Origin of the sequence: Bartonella sp. MF74HXZ (genome assembly GCF_042194445.1) — a bacterium.
Classification (GTDB): domain Bacteria; phylum Pseudomonadota; class Alphaproteobacteria; order Rhizobiales; family Rhizobiaceae; genus Bartonella; species Bartonella grahamii.
In genome coordinates, this window is record NZ_JBHIMW010000006.1 from 39,135 (window position 1) to 58,069 (window position 18,935).

The 18,935-nt window shown below is 34.0% G+C and carries 16 protein-coding genes, 1 tRNA gene and 1 other RNA gene; 12 read left to right on the top strand and 6 right to left on the bottom strand.

From position 1 onward, the window contains the following. Window positions 1-58: 58 nt before the first annotated feature. Window positions 59-520: a YcgN family cysteine cluster protein gene (locus ACFIJ8_RS06320; RefSeq protein ID WP_015856661.1), complete on the top strand. Its 462-nt coding sequence runs from the start codon at window positions 59-61 to the stop codon at window positions 518-520. Window positions 521-548: 28 nt separating this feature from the next. Here the strand turns inward: ACFIJ8_RS06320 and ACFIJ8_RS06325 are convergent, their stop codons facing one another. Further along, window positions 549-1,292 (bottom strand): SIMPL domain-containing protein, encoded by a 744-nt coding sequence (locus ACFIJ8_RS06325; protein WP_273788035.1) that lies wholly within the window; start codon window positions 1,290-1,292, stop codon window positions 549-551. Window positions 1,293-1,464: 172 nt separating this feature from the next. On the opposite strand from ACFIJ8_RS06325, the gene ACFIJ8_RS06330 reads away from it, so the two are divergent. Further along, window positions 1,465-1,541, top strand: a tRNA-Ile gene (locus ACFIJ8_RS06330). Between the two features lie 1,702 nt (window positions 1,542-3,243). Continuing rightward, a complete protein-coding gene (locus ACFIJ8_RS06335) occupies window positions 3,244-3,426 on the top strand; it encodes a hypothetical protein (protein WP_015856659.1) in 183 nt (60 codons plus the stop codon). Here the strand turns inward: ACFIJ8_RS06335 and ACFIJ8_RS06340 are convergent. Continuing rightward, window positions 3,350-3,664, bottom strand: coding sequence for a helix-turn-helix domain-containing protein (locus ACFIJ8_RS06340; protein WP_007347852.1), 315 nt, complete (start codon window positions 3,662-3,664; stop codon window positions 3,350-3,352). The genes ACFIJ8_RS06335 and ACFIJ8_RS06340 overlap by 77 nt on opposite strands. A gap of 759 nt (window positions 3,665-4,423) precedes the next feature. On the opposite strand from ACFIJ8_RS06340, the gene ACFIJ8_RS06345 reads away from it, so the two are divergent. Together ACFIJ8_RS06345 and ACFIJ8_RS06350 are read left to right on the top strand one after the other, a co-directional pair. Then, window positions 4,424-4,672 (top strand): hypothetical protein, encoded by a 249-nt coding sequence (locus tag ACFIJ8_RS06345; RefSeq protein WP_375639224.1) that lies wholly within the window; start codon window positions 4,424-4,426, stop codon window positions 4,670-4,672. 310 nt (window positions 4,673-4,982) lie between these two features. Next, window positions 4,983-5,294, top strand: coding sequence for a hypothetical protein (locus tag ACFIJ8_RS06350; protein WP_273788037.1), 312 nt, complete (start codon window positions 4,983-4,985; stop codon window positions 5,292-5,294). Between the two features lie 740 nt (window positions 5,295-6,034). Here the strand turns inward: ACFIJ8_RS06350 and ACFIJ8_RS06355 are convergent. Next, complete coding sequence (locus tag ACFIJ8_RS06355) at window positions 6,035-6,214, bottom strand: DUF1508 domain-containing protein (RefSeq protein WP_015856658.1); 180 nt, start codon at window positions 6,212-6,214, stop codon at window positions 6,035-6,037. Between the two features lie 392 nt (window positions 6,215-6,606). Beyond that, window positions 6,607-7,146, bottom strand: a complete 540-nt coding sequence (locus ACFIJ8_RS06360; protein ID WP_026500335.1) for a helix-turn-helix domain-containing protein — start codon at window positions 7,144-7,146, stop codon at window positions 6,607-6,609. A gap of 361 nt (window positions 7,147-7,507) precedes the next feature. Between ACFIJ8_RS06360 and ACFIJ8_RS06365 the strand changes: the two genes are divergently transcribed. Next, on the top strand, window positions 7,508-8,560 hold the full coding sequence (locus ACFIJ8_RS06365; RefSeq protein ID WP_375629002.1) for a DUF475 domain-containing protein: 1,053 nt from the start codon (window positions 7,508-7,510) through the stop codon (window positions 8,558-8,560). Between the two features lie 460 nt (window positions 8,561-9,020). Here ACFIJ8_RS06365 and pncA read toward each other — a convergent pair whose 3' ends face one another. Both pncA and ACFIJ8_RS06375 read right to left on the bottom strand, forming a co-directional pair. Beyond that, the gene (gene pncA / locus ACFIJ8_RS06370) at window positions 9,021-9,629 is read right to left on the bottom strand and encodes a bifunctional nicotinamidase/pyrazinamidase (protein WP_273722866.1); all 609 of its coding nucleotides are present in this window, start codon (window positions 9,627-9,629) and stop codon (window positions 9,021-9,023) included. A gap of 46 nt (window positions 9,630-9,675) precedes the next feature. Then, window positions 9,676-10,212: a hypothetical protein gene (locus ACFIJ8_RS06375; protein WP_330167867.1), complete on the bottom strand. Its 537-nt coding sequence runs from the start codon at window positions 10,210-10,212 to the stop codon at window positions 9,676-9,678. A gap of 161 nt (window positions 10,213-10,373) precedes the next feature. Between ACFIJ8_RS06375 and ettA the strand changes: the two genes are divergently transcribed. The 6 genes from ettA to rnpB all read left to right on the top strand — a co-directional run bounded on the left by ettA (window position 10,374) and on the right by rnpB (window position 18,868). Next, window positions 10,374-12,023, top strand: coding sequence for an energy-dependent translational throttle protein EttA (ettA, locus tag ACFIJ8_RS06380; protein ID WP_375629000.1), 1,650 nt, complete (start codon window positions 10,374-10,376; stop codon window positions 12,021-12,023). Window positions 12,024-12,699: 676 nt separating this feature from the next. After that, a complete protein-coding gene (locus ACFIJ8_RS06385; RefSeq protein WP_375639225.1) occupies window positions 12,700-13,638 on the top strand; it encodes an ArsR/SmtB family transcription factor in 939 nt (312 codons plus the stop codon). Window positions 13,639-14,280: 642 nt separating this feature from the next. Then, a complete protein-coding gene (locus ACFIJ8_RS06390) occupies window positions 14,281-14,541 on the top strand; it encodes a hypothetical protein (RefSeq protein ID WP_375639226.1) in 261 nt (86 codons plus the stop codon). Between the two features lie 1,649 nt (window positions 14,542-16,190). After that, complete coding sequence (locus ACFIJ8_RS06395; RefSeq protein ID WP_273788044.1) at window positions 16,191-16,568, top strand: hypothetical protein; 378 nt, start codon at window positions 16,191-16,193, stop codon at window positions 16,566-16,568. A 1,316-nt stretch (window positions 16,569-17,884) separates the two neighbouring features. Further along, window positions 17,885-18,394, top strand: coding sequence for a lytic transglycosylase domain-containing protein (locus ACFIJ8_RS06400; protein WP_273788045.1), 510 nt, complete (start codon window positions 17,885-17,887; stop codon window positions 18,392-18,394). An 83-nt stretch (window positions 18,395-18,477) separates the two neighbouring features. Next, window positions 18,478-18,868: RNase P RNA component class A (gene rnpB, locus ACFIJ8_RS06405), an RNA gene on the top strand. Window positions 18,869-18,935: the final 67 nt, after the last annotated feature.

An 18,935-nucleotide genomic window follows, 5' to 3' on the forward strand; every position in this document is an offset into this window, starting at 1 on the left:
AAATTAAACGTTTCATTTTTTATAGATCGTCTTAATTAAAAAAGGTGTGTCTGAGTTTATGAGTGGAGAACTTCCCTTTTGGAAAGTAAAAAAATTAGAAGAGATTTCCATTTCTGAGTGGGAGAGCCTTTGTGATGGCTGTGGCCGTTGTTGTCTCCATAAAGTTGAGGACGATGATACGGGTGACCTTTATGCAACCAGTATTGCTTGTCGTCTTTTAGATGGGGAAACTTGTAGGTGTCGAGATTATGCTCATCGTAAATCAATTGTACCAGATTGTATATCGCTAGACATTACAACAGTTAAAACAGCGCGTTGGCTTCCAGAAAGTTGTGCTTATAGATTAATTTATGAGGGAAAAGATCTTCATTGGTGGCATCCATTGGTATCAGGAGATTGCCAGACGGTACATACAGCGCATATTTCTGCACGCGGACAGATAGAGGTTTACGAAGACGAATTATTATCTGAGGAAGATTATCTTCATCACATTACTGGTCTTCTATGTAAAGGCCAGTAATGTGATTTTTTATACAACAGTTGGTGATTTAATCGATCGCAAAGACGACAGTGACGCTCACATTATAATTTAATTCACCACCTGCAAAATTTGTATTTGCGTAGCTTGCATCTGCTGCTCTACTCATGAGACGTGGTGTTGGGTGGTAGTAATCATCCCTTTCATTGATTTCAATAATTTTTCCTAATTTTAAATCGGCTGCTTGCGCTATCGTTTGCGCTTTTTCAATGGCTTCAGTAATGGCTTTTTTTCGTGCTTCTTGATAAAACGGCTTTGTATCTGCGTTGGTAAAAGTAATGCCGTTAACTGAATTAACACCTAGAGTCATCGCTTGATCAAAGATTTTACCAGCATTGGCAAGATCACGAATGCGCACGGTTAAAGAATTTGAAACATGATAGAGTTTTTCATTATTCTTTTTTTCGTGGTGTTTATCAGAAGTCGACTGATAAATGGATAAACCTGATGTTTGTAAATCATTTGCTTGGATGCCATTGTTTTTAAAAGCTTGTATAATATCATTGATGGATTGATTATTGGAAGCTAATGCCTTTTGGGCAGTTTTGTCATAGGTAACAACGGCTAGATTAATAATTGCCATATCCGGTGCAGCTTGACTTTCTCCGATTGCAGTCACTGTAATCGTTGCATTTTTCATTTTATTTTCTTCAGCATAAGCACGTACAGTCAACGATGTAGCTAAGAGTGTAAATGCTAATATAACTGCTTTAACCAGAGAACCCTTCAGTGGTTGAATTTTCTTTTCTATCATATCTATACCTTTATATTTGTCAGTTAACTATTCTCTCATTTTTAAGAGTTCTTGTAAAGAAATTAGGGCACTGAAAAAAAAACCAATAGAAAAGAGAAAAAGATGGGTTATAATCTTTGTCAGCTCTTGTATCATAGGGCATTTTAGTTTAGAGAGAAACAACCTATATATGGGGCCTGTAGCTCAATTGGTTAGAGCCAGCGGCTCATAACCGCTTGGTTGGGGGTTCGAGTCCCTCCGGGCCCACCAATAGGGAAATGGCCAATAGAAAAATGGATCGCTTATATAAAAATTTTGGGATTCTACCTTTTTCGTTTTTTATTTATTTTCCTGTTCGTTCTAAAATCCTTTGTCATTGTTTGTTGCTGTTTTTTTCTATCAGTCGCTTTAATATAAAGTGATGGTATGTTTTTTAGTCTCATTAAATTTTTTAGTCTCATTAAAGAAGTGCTCTCATTTGAAACATTGTAGCATTTGGATTAACTGATATGTGGCGCTATTTACTTTCTTAATTCATATACTGTTTTGTACTTTTTCTGTATGATGTTCTTCATAAAATAGAAGGCTAAAAGCTTCATTGGATAAGTTTATTTATGCTTGTTCTGTAAATAAACAGATCCCAATAAAACCAATTTTAAAGATTGTACCTGTTTAGAACAAATAGCTCAAAAAACATTTAGGGTAAATTTGCTTTTTTCTGGGTGATGTTAATGTCTTTTAGACGTTCGAATAGCATTATCGTGATAAAAGGTTGTATATAAGAGAATGTGATCCATAGGCGATCGTATGTATTCATGGGGTCAACGATGATAACATTTGTTGATATTTTCTTTTTTCCAAGAGGAGTTCTATTTGATTTTTGAGAAATATTGACGGTGGCGTGTTTTCTGAAAAGGATTTCATCAATTGTTCTTTGAAAAGTCAATTGAGTGATTGTTTCTATCGCTTTGCATCATCCAGATTTTATTGTAATAAGCATTTTATTATTCTGTAAGAAATGTTTTCTATTATATTGGAAAATTCGTTAAAATGCCGTTTTCTGTCTTTTTCGCTTGCGGCTCAAATTATAGAGTTTTCATGTAATCCGAATTATTATTGAAGAGCAGAAGTCTTTTTTGATTTTACTCTCATAAGGGATTGGCAATATTTCGCTAAACCTAGCACTTTTTTGTATTACTAACATTTTTCTCGTATTGATTGTGTAGAGAGTTTTATTTTTGTTATGAGTTTTCTCTCTTATGAAAAATTATTGGCAGAGAGGGTAATTTTTTTGGAAAAGTATACTTTTCTTCAAAATCATACTTTGAAAATATAATTCTTCATTTACATAAAGGAATTTCTCTCTTGTTGTAAATCTGCAATACAATTTACGTGCAAAGAGTATGCGTGGTGATTCGTTTTATTTTTTAATAGTATCATTTTTGCTTATGGTAGAGACTTATATTAGTATTTACAAGGTGCGTTTAGAGGGGAGGTTACCTATAAACGTGTTACAGAGTTTTAGGTAGTGTGGCTCTGTTTATAAGAATTTATTCCTATAACATTGTTATATTCTTGCTTTGCAATATTGTTTAAAAAACATAGATGGTGCTATGTAGAATAAAATTGTGATATATTTTTTTTCAAAAAAGCTTTTTCGTGTTCTCTTATATAGAGTTCAGGAGTGTCTTCAGGGATATTTTCACATTAGTTTGTTATTGGTCCGAATCACAAGATATGCGTAACATTATTCGCATTTTTGATAGATCATACCAATTTTCATAAGAAGATCTGGATCGTGTGATGCTTTCTGTTTCACCATGGTACATGACTAATAGAACTTCATCTGATTTTGTAAAATAAGTTTGTACACAATTGCTTCCATACTGCCTATTGCAAATATTTTTTTCTAAGGTATGAGATATATTTAAACGCTTTAGCGTTATATAGTTTGACTACATGGAGTATGACTATGAAGAATGATAAAAAATTTGAAACAACTTTATCTGATATTATTGTGAAATGGGAGTCTTTGTCGACGTCTCAAAAGCAAGCGATATTAGATAGAGTAGAAAATTCTACAGATTCTGCTCATTCAACAGAACATTTAAGGCTTCAATCTTCTTTTTATCTCCAGACGAAATCAAAGTTATGAGTTTTAAGTCTTCATCGGAGATGTTGAAACCAGTTATTACATATATGGCACTAGCATTTCCCAGTGTGTTCAAAATAGCCATGAGTTTATCTACTGAAGGCCTCTTTCCTCCATTTATCATTTGTTGGACGTAATTTTGTCCACAGCCTGCAGCTCTGCTTATTTCAATCATTGTTCGTCCGTCACTTTTAATCAATTCAACTAAGCGTTGGAACCAATCTTTTTCAGTCTTTGTCATTTTTAGACCTTTACATATTTACGCTATAGCGTTAATATTGCGTTGCGAATCCAGAATATATGATACAAGGAGCGTGAAAATATCCATGTGTAGCTCTTCGCTAATGAAGCATATAGAGTTGTTTTTAACTAATAACAAAATGTCCCCATACACTTTCAGATTCGAATCAATAAAAAATGGTTGCTTGGTTCCACGGTTGTGAAAAAATAAACGTGTATACCAGAAATGGCGATACACACTCGTATGTTTATGAGATTTCACTGTGATAGTATACGTAGCAGCATTATAAATCAAGATATACCCCAACATCAGAATTTGTAAAAAAAATTCTGCGTTGAGGCGGTGTGTGAGTATAACGAAGCTTTAGAGCCTTAAGAGATAGGATAATGGCTGTAGAAAAAATGTAAATTCATAGGCAAAGAATACTGATTTCTGCTTTATTGTAATAAATTAGATCACTATCAGATGGTATATCGTATATATGCGTTAAAAAATTTGGGAAATATCAAAGAAGTGATCTTGGATATTTTATTAAACAGGAAGGTAATCTGAGTCACATAGGTGGTTGTTTGGTAGGGGGTATACATTCGATCAATGCCCTTACGGGGGTGAGTGTGTTTTAAGGCAGCTGAAGTTTATAATGAAGTCTGTGTTTACAATGATATTGTTATTTATAACAATGTATTAACATATGGTTGTGTAGTCGTTCCTAAGAGTTTGCATGTTTATGAAAGATAAGAACTTTATAGTTATTTGAATATGAGTGGAGATGCATATGTTTACGCTAATGGGGTCTTTTTTGATCAAGTTTTGAATGCTCAATGTATTGAATTTTATGGTGATACTCGTGATTATAGAAAGGCTCGAGTTTATAGTGATGCTTTAATTTATTGTGATGTAAAGATTTTTGGGAAGGCAAAATTTTACAGAAATGCTGTGCTTTGTGACACTGATGATTTTTGTAATAATGAAGAACTTTCATATATAGCCGCATTCCCCATGGCGTAAAAAGGAAGATAGGAACGATTTGGGCAAGGCTTGTACGATTGCGTTGCGTCGTTAGTTTTATTTGACGTTCCTTATTTTTTGTTTTTTGTGTCAATAAATGTGTCGCAAATAATTTGGTGTAAGCGTGTAGATTTAGCCGCTTTCAGAGATTTTTTTTGCGTCATTTATCAATGGCTTTAATGGAGAAAATAAGAATGCCGAGAGTGATTGTTCACACTTGGAACATGCGGTTTATTGCATTCTTTTTTTGATTGAGGATGAAACAAATTGGTCAAGATGATCACTTGAGCGACAATTAAGGGAGATCCAAATGAGTGTAAACGAAATTTTATTGGGAGCAATGGTTGTTGTTTTGTTGTGCAGTGGGGTTATATTTCGGTTTTCTTTATATTATCGCAGTCAAGTGAAAGTTTTAAAAGAGGAATCTAGAAGAATAAAGCATGAGTTTTTAAGAGATTCTATGAAGATGACTGAAGAACGAGATAGAGCTATTAGAGAGCAAAGTATGGTGATTAAAAGACGTGACCAAGCAATTGAAAAACTGAAAAAACAAATTAAACAATATGAAAAAAATGAAAAGAAATATCAAAAAATGCTTAAATCTGAAGATGATAAAGAGTGATTGTATTTATATTTTGCATTAAAGGGCTTGGAAATGTGTTAGGAAGATTGGAATGACGAGAGAGATAAACTTTAATGAAGCCAATTATGGTGCTGATGGAGAGATTGTATTGAAAGAGAATATTCAAGTTTACTCTGATTTTATGAAAACATTTAAGTTTATAAGACAGAGCGTCTTTGATTATAAAATAAGAGTTTATGATGATAAACCAGTTTATAGGTATACTGGTTATTAAAAAGCGCGTCTATACAATCCAGTATGCTTGAAACAATTTTGCACGTTCCTTTTAGATATAAGATATAAATGCTACGATAGTTTCAGCTAATATGTCTAAAAAATTGCATAATAATAGAAAGAAAGAGATATTTTCGTTTTATGAAGATGAAATGGGTAAGTCAGTTATGATTATCAAATGCAGAAGAGGAATATGAACATAAAAGATATTAATATCTTGTAAAGTAATTATATTCTCATTGATAAATTATCTTTTCTTCATGTGTGTTTATTTTTTATGAAAAATACAAGACTTAAGAGACTTTCTTTTTGATAAATGCTATAGAGACTTAAGTATGATTGAAAACAAACATAATAATCTGCAAGAATGTGATTGTTATTGTGAGTATCAGAAATAATACAAAAACCTCCTCCCATTGAGGGAAAAACCATCACTTCTTTTTGTCACAAAAGCAACTCACCATACCATTACACAAAATAAACGTTTGTTTTAATGGTAAAGAACGTCAGGACTGTAGTTCTCTAATAAGAGCCTTATGTGTAATCTCTTTGATTTGTTCAATATTGACTAGGATATCTTGTTTTGTTGGATAACCTTTACTAGAAAAAGCAATTTTTTGTGCATCTCCTGAGATTAAACGCCAGTACCATTGATTGTGAACACCTTGAAACACCTCAAAATACATGCTTCCCACCTCATAAAATAGCTGATAATTTTCAGGATAAATATTTAACTAATCCGTACGTGAATACTAATGTATGTCTCTATAGGAAGTCGTCAATATATTCCCCTTAAATTTTCTGACCTTAAAAAATAATTTCTATGAGAGCTATTATTCTTTTAACAAGAAAAAAATTCTTGTCAATAAGATATGAATGAGAATTTTATACTATAAAATTATTTTTTTTAATTTAAAGACCCTATACTTTCATTTAAAATGCGAATGTTTTTATTGTCGTTACAGAAATAAATTTTATAAATTATACAAAATTTCACCAGCATGGATAAAGTAAAAAATACTCTTCTCCATACTGGTAGAGTTTTATCATTTCTTGCTTTTTCTTTTGAAACAGACGTTTATTGATTAGCTATAACCTCTTTTTGGGATACGCTTCGAATGAGTAAATCAATGAATAAGCTAAGAGTATAAGAATTGGCCATTTTAGCTTTCATATCGATCAGAGAGGTTGTAGTCTTGGGGTTAAGTCCATTTGATAAACCTTGTCTTGACAAATATTGCTGCAATTTTTCATAAGAACTGTCGATTTTTTCTTGATTTGGTTTTTCATTACGATCACTATTGGCAAGTGTTTCTTCCAGTCCTTCGATTTTTTTAATAAAATAATTCCAGTCAAAATCACCTTTTGTATATTCGGTGTCAAACATTTTTCCTTGCCCAGTTAAAAGCCAATTAATATTGACACCATATAACGTGCGGTATGTTTGTAAGACACTAAGATTGGGTTCTCTCTCTCCACGCTCGTAAAAAGCAATGGAATTTTTTGTCATGCTAAAATTTTTAGCTAAGGTCTCACGTGATGGATCGCCTAAAGCAAGACGTACATAACGTAAACGTTTTCCAAATATGGTTTTTGATTCAGTTTCAGGACGTGCCACGAATTATCTCCCTCAGTAAATCATCATGGTATAAATCATTAAATAATAAAAGCACACTATGTATTAATATTCTATGATATAATGTCAATATTTATAGCTTTAATTTCTTTTTATTTTTTTATTTTCGTGGATAGAAAGAAATCTTTCGCTTGTTGTATTGACAATTGATATTCATTTCAAAACAAAATTCTCTGTTTGCTACATTTGTCTCTTGCTTTTTTTGAGAGAATTTTCATGTAACTTTACCATATATATTCTATACACTTCTGCATCAATAGATGCAACTTTAAAGAGATGCAAACTTTGGATTTGGACTGGGTGTGTTTTAGATGAATGAGAAAATAAAATTTGAGGAATGATCATGGCCCTATTACGCTATTTTGGGTTTGCTTTTTTTTTCACGATTATTGGTGTTTTTTTAGGAGGGGTTATTGGTTGGTTTGAAACGGAAAGTATTACTGGTTTTCTTAAATATTTTTTTATTTGCTTTGTTTTAGGAGTTTTGGAAATTTCTTTATCTTTTGATAATTCTATTATCAATGCGCGTGTTCTTAGTAGAATGGATCCGTTGTGGCGTCGTCGTTTTCTTATATGGGGCATTTTGATAGCTGTATTTGGGATGCGAATTGTTTTTCCATTATTGGTGGTTGTCGTTGCTGTTGGGATTAATCCAATTGCGGCAGTCAAATTAGCGATATGGGAACCACACCGATATGCGGAAATTTTAACCGATGCACATATGGGGATTGCTGCTTTTGGAGGCACTTTCCTTATGATGGTTGGCTTAAAATATTTTTTTGATTCTGAAAAAGAGGTACATTGGCTTAATGTTATAGAGAGACCTGCTCAAAAGTTTGGGGCGCTTGTTGGGATTGATATTGCAATTGTTTTGATTTTGATCTTATTTGTTTCAGGTCAGATTGACACAGAAGATAAAATAACTTTTTTATTGGCAGCCCTTTATGGACTTTTGACCTTTATCGGTGTTGAAGTTGTCGGTCATCTCTTGGATACCCCTCAAAAGACTTTAACAACAGTAACTCACGGGGGAGTAGGGGCGTTTCTTTATTTAGAAGTTCTTGATGCTAGTTTTTCTTTCGATGGCGTGGTTGGTGCTTTTGCCTTTTCACACAACCTTTTTATTATTGCGATAGGTCTTGGTATCGGTGCATTTTACGTTCGTTCTATGACAATTATGTTGGTTGAATCAGGAACATTATTGCATTATCGTTATTTGGAGCATGGTGCTTTTTATGCAATTTTGGTTCTTGCAGTGATTATGTATCTGCAAACGATTATATCGGTTCCTGAAGTTTTAACAGGACTTGTAGGAGTCTGTATTATTGGAATGGCATTATATTCTTCGATTCGTTTTAAGCATCGTCAATTGGATAAACATGTTGTGTCTAAGTAATGGAGATTTCTTCTTTTCTCAGGCTTTTATTTATCGCATATCTTTGAATAGAAAGAGGTCTTTTATGCAAAATAAAATACTATTTTATTTTATTGCTTATTTGCGTTTTTGTTTTAAAGTTGAGCCCATTGCATGATACTACCCATGAAGGGAATAGTGTACAATCTCTAGGGTGCTTTTTGACCTAAATTTAAAACAGAAAGCTGATGCTATACTTTTTACCAGCTTTCAATATTATGACAAGCTCCTGCATTTAATGGTTCATAAGAAGCATTTTTACTGTTTTTTTGAATGATTTTTATTCATACATTGATTCTCTTTGTAACGTGTAGGAGAATGGTTTTGAAACAGGTTTGAAATCAGAGAGTTTACGATATTCTGGACTCTCACTTAAATATGTGAAAAATAATTTATCCTTTATAAATCAGTATATTATAGTAGTAGATTAGAGAAGAATATTTTAAGAGACCATTAAAAGCTCTATACCAGCTTCGTTCATAGTTTTAAGCATAGTGTTTAGTGATCCGTTTACATCAATACCAGCACAGGCATTTAATGAAACACTGACTTTAAAACCGCATTGTATAGCGTGAAGAGCAGAAAATCCGACACAAAAATCAGTTGCTAAGCCACACATAATGAGCTTGGTAAAACCATGTTCTTTGAGATAAACTTGTAAACCTGTTGGTGTTTTTTGATCATTTTCAAGAAAAGCAGAATAGCTATCCATTTTTTGATTATAGCCTTTTCTAAGGATAAGTTGTGCCTTTTCCACTCTAAGAGATGGATGAAATTCTGCTCCTTGTGTTCCTCGTATGCAATGATCAGGCCAGAGTATTTGAGGACCATAGTCAAGAATGATGGTATCATAGGGCTTTTTTTCAGGATAGCAGGAAGCAAAGCTACAATGGTTTTTTGGGTGCCAGTCTTGGGTTAAGATAACGTGGTCAAAATGATTTATGAGATTATTGACGGCGGGTAAGATAGCATCACCTTGTGGTACGGCAAGTGCTCCACCTAGTAAGAAGTCATTTTGAACATCAATGACGATTAAGGCTTTTTTTTCCATAAATATATTCCTATATGAGATGATCTTTTATCGTATTTTTAAAAAGCTATATTTCGTCTTGAAGTTTTGAAATGATTTGCTGAATATTGATATTATTTTTATAATTATCAAGCCAAAAGAGGGGGATGGATAAGTTTTTACAATTGGTTTTATAGTTTTTTACGAATTGTAACCACGTACCAATGGGAAGTGCACTGTAGTCATTTGTTGCTACGTGTTGATGCAAAGCTTTCATGATCATTGGGCTTGGGACGTCAGATCCCATAAGGCGGCGATCATTTTGTAAACGTAATTTAAGCCATATCAAGGCAAGGGGGGAAGACCATTGTTTCCCGTAGCAAAAAATCGATGAAAAAAGGGAAGGATTTTTTACTGCGTAATATAAAGCCCATAAAGCGAAAAAAGAAGGTGCATAGAGAATTGCTTTTCTTTTTGGTACCATATTACATTGATAAGTTGGTTTAATACGATAAAAATACAATGTTATATCTGGTATGGAAAAGAGAGGCAATGTTTGATAACAGGTTTCAGGTACAGCTAAAAAGATTTGCTTTTTGCTTTTTGGGGGGATGTTTTTTTGCATTCAGGACCATACTGGGGCTTGTGAGATTAGAAAAAATGTACCAATATAAAGCGGAAAGCTTTTGATACAATGTAAGTGCTATTTACTGTACAGTTTCAAAAAGCAAAAGCAGTTTTTTCAAAATCCTAATCTTTAATATCGCACAATATAAAGAGAAATTTATGGCACGTCAATTTATCTATCATATGGCTGGGCTTAACAAGTCTTACGGCAATAAAAAAGTTCTAGAAAATATTCATTTGTCTTTTTATCCAGATGCGAAGATCGGTATTTTAGGGCCGAATGGTGCAGGGAAGTCAACTATTTTACGTATTATGGCTGGGCTAGATAAGGAATATACGGGAGAAGCATGGATTTCTGAAGGAGCACGCTGTGGCTATCTACCACAAGAACCTTTGCTTGATGTGAGCAAAGATGTGCGTGGCAATGTGATGGAAGGTGTTGCAGATAAACAAGAAATTCTTGAGCGTTATAACGAATTGATGATGAATTATAGCGAGGAAACGGCTGATGAAAGTGCACGGCTTCAGGACATTATTGATAGTCAGAATCTTTGGGATTTAGAAAGTCAAGTGGAAATGGCTATGGCTGCTCTTGGTTGTCCGCCAGCCGATGGGGATGTAACAAAACTTTCAGGTGGTGAGAAGCGGCGTGTTGCACTTTGTAAATTGCTTTTGTCAAAACCTGATTTGTTACTTTTGGATGAACCGACAAACCATTTAGATGCTGAAACGACGGCTTGGCTTGAAAGGCATCTACGTGAATATCCTGGGGCTGTGCTTTTGATAACCCATGATCGTTATTTTCTCGACAATGTAACGGGTTGGATTTTAGAGTTAGATCGCGGGAGAGGTATTCCTTATGAGGGGAACTATTCTGCTTATTTGGGGGCTAAAGCCAAGCGTTTGGCTCAAGAAGGACGTGAAGAGGCAGCGCGTCAACGTGCGTTATCACGTGAGCAAGAATGGATTGCTTCTAGTCCAAAAGGGCGACAAGCAAAGTCAAAAGCTCGGATTAAGGCTTATGATGAGTTGGTTCAAGCAGCACGTGAGCGTCGTCCTGGAGAGGCGCAAATCATTATCCCTATTGGAGAAAGATTAGGACAGGTTGTTATTGAAGTTGATAATCTCTCTAAAGCTTATGGTGAGCGTGTATTGATTGATTCTCTTTCTTTTAAACTTCCTGCTGGTGGCATTGTCGGCGTTATTGGGGCCAATGGTATGGGAAAGTCGACCTTGTTTAAAATGTTGACGGGACAGGAAAAGCCCGATTCAGGTCAAATACGTATCGGTGAAACAGTTCACATGAGTTATGTGGATCAGAGTCGCGATTCCTTGGTGGGGAATAAAACTGTTTGGGAGGAAATTTCTGGTGGAAATGACATTATTAAATTAGGCAAATATGAGATGAATAGTCGCGCTTATTGCGGGGCTTTTAATTTCAAGGGGGCAGATCAACAGCAGAAGGTGGCAAATTTATCAGGAGGGCAGCGCAATCGCGTACATTTGGCAAAACTTCTAAAAGAGGGGGGGAATGTGCTTCTTCTTGATGAACCGACAAATGATCTTGATACTGAAACATTGGGTGCATTGGAAGATGCATTGGAAAATTTCGCTGGTTGTGCAGTTATCATATCGCATGACCGTATGTTTCTTGATCGATTGGCAACACATATTTTAGCCTTTGAAGGTGATGGCCATGTAGAATGGTTTGAAGGTAATTTTGCTGAATATGAGGCTGATAAAGTTCGTCGTCTTGGGGCGGAATCTCTTAATCCTAAGCATGCAAATTATAAACCTCTTACACGCTAGAATTTTTTATCTTATCTCAACGTTTTTGAAAAAATGGTGTATTTTATTGCATTTGTTATTTCATAAATAAAGTGTGAGTGTACTCTGTGGAAGTTTTTATTCATTGAAAATAGTAAGAGATACTTTATGAAATTACGACCTAGATAGGGTTATTCTACTCATGATATATAACCGACTATTGCTTGTAAAATTGTATTGTAATGAAAAGGAGGGGATGAAGAGTATAGCGCTATTTCTACAAATGCTCTAGTCATTGAGCATTATCATTTTTACTTAATAAAAATGCAAGCTGGCACCATCATGTTATTTATTTTCTCTCAATAGTGTGCAGTTCTTGTTTTGAGATGACTATAAAAAGTATTTTTATCCATATGTCTCCTCTGTTTATGAGCTGTAAGAGAATAATTTGGATTGATTTATCATGAATAGGTTTGAAATGAGGAAAATTTACGGTACTCCGATGTTTTATTCAAGTTGAAAATGATTAATTATTATTATAAATCAATGCATTATCATTATAACGAGAAGCAGGGGAATAATCTGTTCGTTTTTTACAGTAGCCTATTTTTTTCATAGTATAATAAAATAGAGAGAACAAAATAGACGAGAATATGCGTTTTATACTTGACTTTTTTTTCTGTAAACAAATGTTTATAGGAATGTTTAAGGGATAATTATGAAAAAAAGTGTAAGTTTAGATGCAATGATTGTGCTGCTAAAAGCGGTCGCAGAAATAAACCATTTACGTGTTCTTACGCTCTTGCGTCATGAAGATTTAACAATTCCTGATTTTATTTTTATTCTTGATCAGTCGCAAGCGTGTATATCACGATATTTACGTTTGTTGTACGAAGCACGATTGATTGAGCGTTATCAGAAGGGAGATAGCCTTTATTTTAAGCTTTGTCATGATTTTTTGGGTAAAGACATTGTGATGGATGTTCTTTCGGCTTTGCCAAAGCATGATATGTTGTTAGCGCATGATTTAGAACGTTTGAAGGATGTTAAAAAGCAGCGTCAAAAAACGAGGAAGAAGCATTTTTTACAAAATACGTTGCAATGGGATGTATTACGGTCATCCTATATGGCAGATCATGGTGTAGAAAACGCTTTACTTGAAATCATTGGCGATAAACCGTTTCAAACGATGCTGAATATTGGAATAGGTGGAGACTCTGTCTTAAAATTGTTTTCTAATCTTTATACGCATGCGGTTGAAGTTGTGCTTGATAGCAATGTTTTTCACTTGTCTGTTGGAGATACAACTTTTGATTTAGTTATTCTTCATTGGGTTTTACATTTTCTTGAAAATCCTGAAATGTTTCTTCATGAGATATCAAGTGTTTTGCGTCCTCATGGACGTTTATTGATTGTGGATTTTGGTTATCATGAAATTGAGTCTTCATATTCTGATCAAGCACATACGCGTTTTGGATTTTCGGCTTTACAAATAGAACAATGGCTTAAAAATACGGGACTTATTCTAGAACAAACGGTTTGTCTTACTCCTATACAAAATGAAAACAGTGAGAAGGGTATGGTTACGCTTTGGCTTGCTCGTGATCCGCGTTTATTAGTTGACGATATCAAAGATAAACAAGTCGATTTTGCATAAATCGCGTTTGTTGACCTGCTTTATTCTCTGATTTTTTAAGGAATAGCGTAGAGATAAAACTTTATTCAATCATTGATAATCTATTGTTTTTTACATTTGTATTATGTTTTTATATGAGAGTATTGGTGTTTTACAGGGGCTTGGTGGCTGTGTACTGAAAGCACCTTCTATAGAGATAAGCCTATGAGGATCGTTATTTAAGGTGTCTTGATATCATATTTGTTTTATTAGCCAATATATTGATTTTTTAGATTTCAATGAGAGGCTCGAATATAGGAATATTTTTTCATTTCAAATTTCCTGTTTCAGAATCCAAAAGAGTCTGTTTGTTTGTTACAAGAGAAGATATTTATCTAAATAATACCGTTTGTAAAAGGAAATACATATTTCTAAATATGAGAGCGGCGGCGATATGATGTAATAGCGCACAATATAATATAGTAATGGCTCATACCTTCATAAATGTCAAAAATGGTGGTACCCAATAGATCTTACGATGTCTCTTTAAAACAGGTGCTTAGATAAGAAGTACCTTGGAATTTTTAGTGAAGGGTGCAAAAAGATGCTCTAAAAAGACGAAGGGGTAAAAGGGTAAGACAATGCATGATTTTCATTATTTAAAACACAGCGTTATGAGCGTGTTTGAAAGTCGTAAAGGCAAATGAAAAGGATGGTAAAGATGGCAATAGGTTTTTATCTTTGGGCTTTTATGTTTTGTTCAAAATAAATGATGGCTTTTTTAAGATTACTCAAACAGACGTAAATATTTTTACTCTAATTGGGCATATAAAAGCTGGGACTGTTTACATGGTTCTCATTTGCTCTAGTCTTTATCTCAAGCACATTGCCATGTTAGGAGCAGGTGTTGATTTACAAGTAATAGCAAACGTAAAAGCTTGGTAGATGACGCCATAAAATTACTCATAAATTAGTAATGGATTGGAGTGATATTCTGAATTTTAAAAACATTTTGTACAACAATGGTTATAATAGCGTATCTGACTTTACGTTTATTTCTTCTTACAAGCATTCATATATGGCGTTCGTCTATGTGTTTTTCATTATATTCATAAAAATAAGATTGACGATAATCTATGGATAGTCCGTGGCTGAAAGTAGAAAAGAAAAGCGTGATATTACACTAAAGTTTCGTATCTCTTTATCATGAGAAGTATGAAGGTTATTAAAAAGGTTATTAAATAAGTCCATTTTTCTTGCCAAAAGTGTTTTTTTCTTTTTATGCTTACCGCTCATTTTATGACGCAGCTCGTTAGTATAGCGTAAAATTGATAGGGCATCATTGTTTTATGTTTTTTATCCATATGCTTTTTCTTGTTTTTGATGTGCCGTAGTATGGCTATTCATTGATTCAATAGACGAAGATTTAAAATAAGGGAATTTTACGTTCTTGAGATCTCTCATGTAAGTTGTAAAATGATGAGTTATGATTGTAAATCAATGCATTATTTACGTTAGAAGAACAGACTATAACATTTTTTGAGCATAGAAACTACTGTGTGTATTATTTTACGGAATCATTTAAATGATAGAGATTAAGAGAAACTGTCTGCATTGATCTCGGTTTGTTATGTTAAAATGCGTTAGAGCCTGTTGGTTATTGTAAAATAGTTTATCGTTATTTGGAATGATTATAGAACGTGATTCGAAACAAATATCTTCAGAGTTCTCATTTTTTCATAAAATTAAGCTGTTTAAATTCTTCATTGATTGTTACATGAGAGATGCGACAATATTTTAATAATCATTTACAGAATTTTTTATGAAGATAGATAAGATTTTATTTCTCTAATTTATTGTTTTCTTGCAAGAAGATGTTTTTCATTTTTTACGGTTATTTGTGTAAGATTTTAAAAATCTACATTTTTATTTTTGTGGTGATTGCTGTTGGAAAAGTGATTCTACTTTTACATAGTTTGATTTTTATAGGGTGGATACGTAGAAATTACGGTTTTTTTAATTATGGTCATCAGAGTTATGAAAGAAACTATTTAAAAGTTATAATGATCGTAGATTCTAATTGATGTTTCTTGAAATAAAATTGCTTCAAATTGGGTCATTTTAAACTTTTTTTGCCTAAATTTAAACATTTTTAAACAATTTATAACTCTTTTATGTTTTTTTGCGTAGAAGATGATAAGAATTTCTTGTTGTTTAAAGAATTTTATTCCATAGCAAGAATATTGCATCGGCTATCTTAGTGGTTGATGTGAGAGGACGATCGGGGAACCTCCTCCCCCCCCCCCCGCGTGGATCCCCTAGATTGTCTGGCCTGACTGAGGATTTCCTCAGTCAGGCTTTTTATAATTGTTTTGGGGGATGTTGTAGCGTGTTATTAGGGGGAAGTGTAAGATCTGTTATTGTTTCGCCTATACTACCTAAATACATAGAGGGGCAGGTCTTGTTGGGCGGATCGTGTTAGCGTATTCATTTTCAATAATTTGATTTTTCTTTATTGAGGCATCGTTGAATGCTATAAGGAGAATCATAAAAGGAATCTATGTTTGTGTTCTGTGATCTTTAGGTAAGAGATAATGGAATCTTTTTCGCATCGTATTGTTTTTATTTTATTTGTATTTTTTATTTTTGGCGCTGTCTTTTTTGCTTCTCAAAGTAGTGCTGTTTATCAGTTTTTTTCCGGCCGCTCTTCTTTTTCTTCTCAGAAGCTTGATGTAACAGAGGAGGAGTTGTTAGAGAGGTTGTCTGTATCTTTTCCAGATATTATCAAGCATCTTTCTAAGATGAGTCCTCAACAGCAAGAGTTGTTTATTGCGCAGCTGCGTCGTGATGTAATTGCGCTTGCTTTTAAAAGTGGTCAGAGTCTTGAGCAAGCTCACAAATCTGGTGAAACTGTTGCTATGGCTCTTTCAAAAGCGATTTCTCGTCCTTCCATTGCTAATGCTTATTTTTAGCTGTTTTTTTAATCGCGCTTTTGGGTTTTATTTTAAGCAGCAAGAGCTTTTCATGAATTTTTGAAAAGTGCGAGGAGATAATCAATTTGTAAGATAATTAGCAAAGTTTATCTTACTCAAAAGGTAAGCAATCAGAGTATAAGGATAATGTTGCAATCATTGCAGGAGTGAAAGCAAGTCTGTCAAGGGTATTGGTCGAGTTAATTGTATTATCAATCGCTACAATGACAAAAGCAAAAGCAGTATTGGCTATAATAAAGCACGTTAATCGTATTTTATATGCCAGTTATTTTTTTATCTTGTATAGGCAAATAAAAAAATTTTTAAAGGATTTAAGCTTCCTTTGTTCTACGGATCTTAGGATATTTATTCATTTGTATGATTTCTGAAAATGAGGTGCAAGGCTGATAAGGTGATAGTTTGTGACAAAGAAAAAAATATTTGAATGAAGATGAGGGTTTATTTTTATTTAAAAGGCTTTGGGGGTATTGAGTTTCCTAACATTTTTCAAAAAACAGACAAAAGTAATTGTTAAGCTTTGTTGTAGAGACAAAGACGTATATAGCTTTTTTAGCATATTGTTTTGTAATGATAATTTGTCATTTTCATATTGAGTGAGAATCTTAAGAATTGTAAAATTCTCTCGTTTTAAATTTATTCATGGTGAAAAAATCAAAATTAGTTTCTTGTACACTACAAGTGAGAGGCTTGTGTGGATAAAAGCTCTTTCAAAAGAAGAAGTAAAAAGCTTCTTTGAGGCATCTTGAGAGCTAAAAGTCTGTTGCAATATTTTGAATTGGTAAAGAGTATGATGGTTTTAGTATATTTATGAATTTTTTATGCGCAATGATGGGAGTGGGGATTTGTTTTATGATTTGTTGGGGTTTTATCGGACATAAAGAGTGCTGTGGGTGTTTATTAACCAGAGAGAAGTGTTGATAACAGTTTATATTTTTTGTGAAACTTTTTTGATATTGAGGATCTTCGGTAAAAAGATGTTCTTGTCTCTCTTTAAGATGCTATTTTTTAAATATAAAAATTGAGTGATACAATAGTGATAGCAGAAACTTACAGATTATATCATTTTATTTAATACGCTATAAGATTAATTATAGTCTCTTTATTTTTTTTATTTTATGATATAGATAAATCTATAATTTGTGCATAAAGAGATTTTCTTTTGTTGCAGAATTTTATCTTGAAATTGTCTTACTCTTTCCTTTTTCAAGCCGTTCTTTTGCTTTCTTTTTTTGTACAATACGTTTGCAAATTATTTGCAGCTAGAATTTGAGAATGTTTGAGTGAAGAGAAAGAAAATGCAATTTTTGAAAATCTTGTTAAATACAGCGTGTGCTGTATTTTTTGTATTTGATGTAAGTTGGGCTCATAGTGTCTTAAATGTTGCGGAATCAGGAGAAGCCTCAGTGATTGTTGCTTCTAAGATTCCTGATCGTCCTTATGAGTTTCTTATTCAGAAACTTGCGAATAAATATAATGTTCCCGTTAATTTAGCACATGCTGTTGTAAAAGTTGAAAGTAATTATAAGGCAGGTATAAAGGGGGCTGCTGGCGAAATAGGTTTGATGCAAATTAAACCCTCTACGGCACGAGGGTTGGGCTTTAGTGGTTCTGTACAGGATTTGTACGATCCTGCGACCAATCTTGAATATGGTATGCGTTATTTGGCACGGGCGTATAAACTCAGTGGTGGAAGTACGTGTGGTACAATCCTTAAATATAACGCAGGTCATGCTGCAAAAAAAATGAATTCCATTTCGGCGAAATATTGCGCAAAAGTGAAAACTTATCTGGCTTCATTAAAATAAAAACATCTTTTTAGACGGGTTTGCTATAAAATATTTTAAGATGCTATTTTCACGGAGCAGAAAATGCTTTATAAATTAATGCGTCAGTCGGCTGGGCAGCCGCGCTTGTCTAATGCTGAAATGCGGCAGGTGAGGAAAGTCCGGGCTCCATGGAAAGACGGTGCCGGGTAACACCCGGCGGGGGTGACCCTAGGGAAAGTGCCACAGAAAGTAAACCGCCTATTTTTATAGGTAAGGGTGAAAGGGTGGAGTAAGAGCCCACCGCGCATTCAGTAATGAATGTGGCAAGGTAAACCCCACCGGGAGCAAGACCAAATAGAAATGACGTGCAAAATTTAATTTGCAGCCGATTTCCGGGCGAGTCATTCGGGTAGGTTGCACGAGGCGGATGGTAACATCCGTCCCAGATGAATGGTTGCCATGTAAAGTGTAAGCTTTACTCTACAGAACCCGGCTTATAGGCCGACTGATATTTCATGATGATACGCGATATTTTATAAGATCGATTATATGGTCTTTTATGGAGTCTATATGTTTGAAA

What these genes read in the sequence shown, in the direction of transcription:
- ACFIJ8_RS06320 (WP_015856661.1), top strand. Translation starts at nt 59, where the DNA reads ATGAGTGGAGAACTTCCCTTTTGGAAAGTAAAAAAATTAGAAGAGATT.
- ACFIJ8_RS06325 (WP_273788035.1), bottom strand. Translation starts at nt 1,292, where the DNA reads ATGATAGAAAAGAAAATTCAACCACTGAAGGGTTCTCTGGTTAAAGCA.
- ACFIJ8_RS06335 (WP_015856659.1), top strand. Translation starts at nt 3,244, where the DNA reads ATGAAGAATGATAAAAAATTTGAAACAACTTTATCTGATATTATTGTG.
- ACFIJ8_RS06340 (WP_007347852.1), bottom strand. Translation starts at nt 3,664, where the DNA reads ATGACAAAGACTGAAAAAGATTGGTTCCAACGCTTAGTTGAATTGATT.
- ACFIJ8_RS06345 (WP_375639224.1), top strand. Translation starts at nt 4,424, where the DNA reads ATGAGTGGAGATGCATATGTTTACGCTAATGGGGTCTTTTTTGATCAA.
- ACFIJ8_RS06350 (WP_273788037.1), top strand. Translation starts at nt 4,983, where the DNA reads ATGAGTGTAAACGAAATTTTATTGGGAGCAATGGTTGTTGTTTTGTTG.
- ACFIJ8_RS06355 (WP_015856658.1), bottom strand. Translation starts at nt 6,214, where the DNA reads ATGTATTTTGAGGTGTTTCAAGGTGTTCACAATCAATGGTACTGGCGT.
- ACFIJ8_RS06365 (WP_375629002.1), top strand. Translation starts at nt 7,508, where the DNA reads ATGGCCCTATTACGCTATTTTGGGTTTGCTTTTTTTTTCACGATTATT.
- pncA (WP_273722866.1), bottom strand. Translation starts at nt 9,629, where the DNA reads ATGGAAAAAAAAGCCTTAATCGTCATTGATGTTCAAAATGACTTCTTA.
- ACFIJ8_RS06375 (WP_330167867.1), bottom strand. Translation starts at nt 10,212, where the DNA reads ATGCAAAAAAACATCCCCCCAAAAAGCAAAAAGCAAATCTTTTTAGCT.
- ettA (WP_375629000.1), top strand. Translation starts at nt 10,374, where the DNA reads ATGGCACGTCAATTTATCTATCATATGGCTGGGCTTAACAAGTCTTAC.
- ACFIJ8_RS06385 (WP_375639225.1), top strand. Translation starts at nt 12,700, where the DNA reads ATGAAAAAAAGTGTAAGTTTAGATGCAATGATTGTGCTGCTAAAAGCG.
- ACFIJ8_RS06395 (WP_273788044.1), top strand. Translation starts at nt 16,191, where the DNA reads ATGGAATCTTTTTCGCATCGTATTGTTTTTATTTTATTTGTATTTTTT.
- ACFIJ8_RS06400 (WP_273788045.1), top strand. Translation starts at nt 17,885, where the DNA reads ATGCAATTTTTGAAAATCTTGTTAAATACAGCGTGTGCTGTATTTTTT.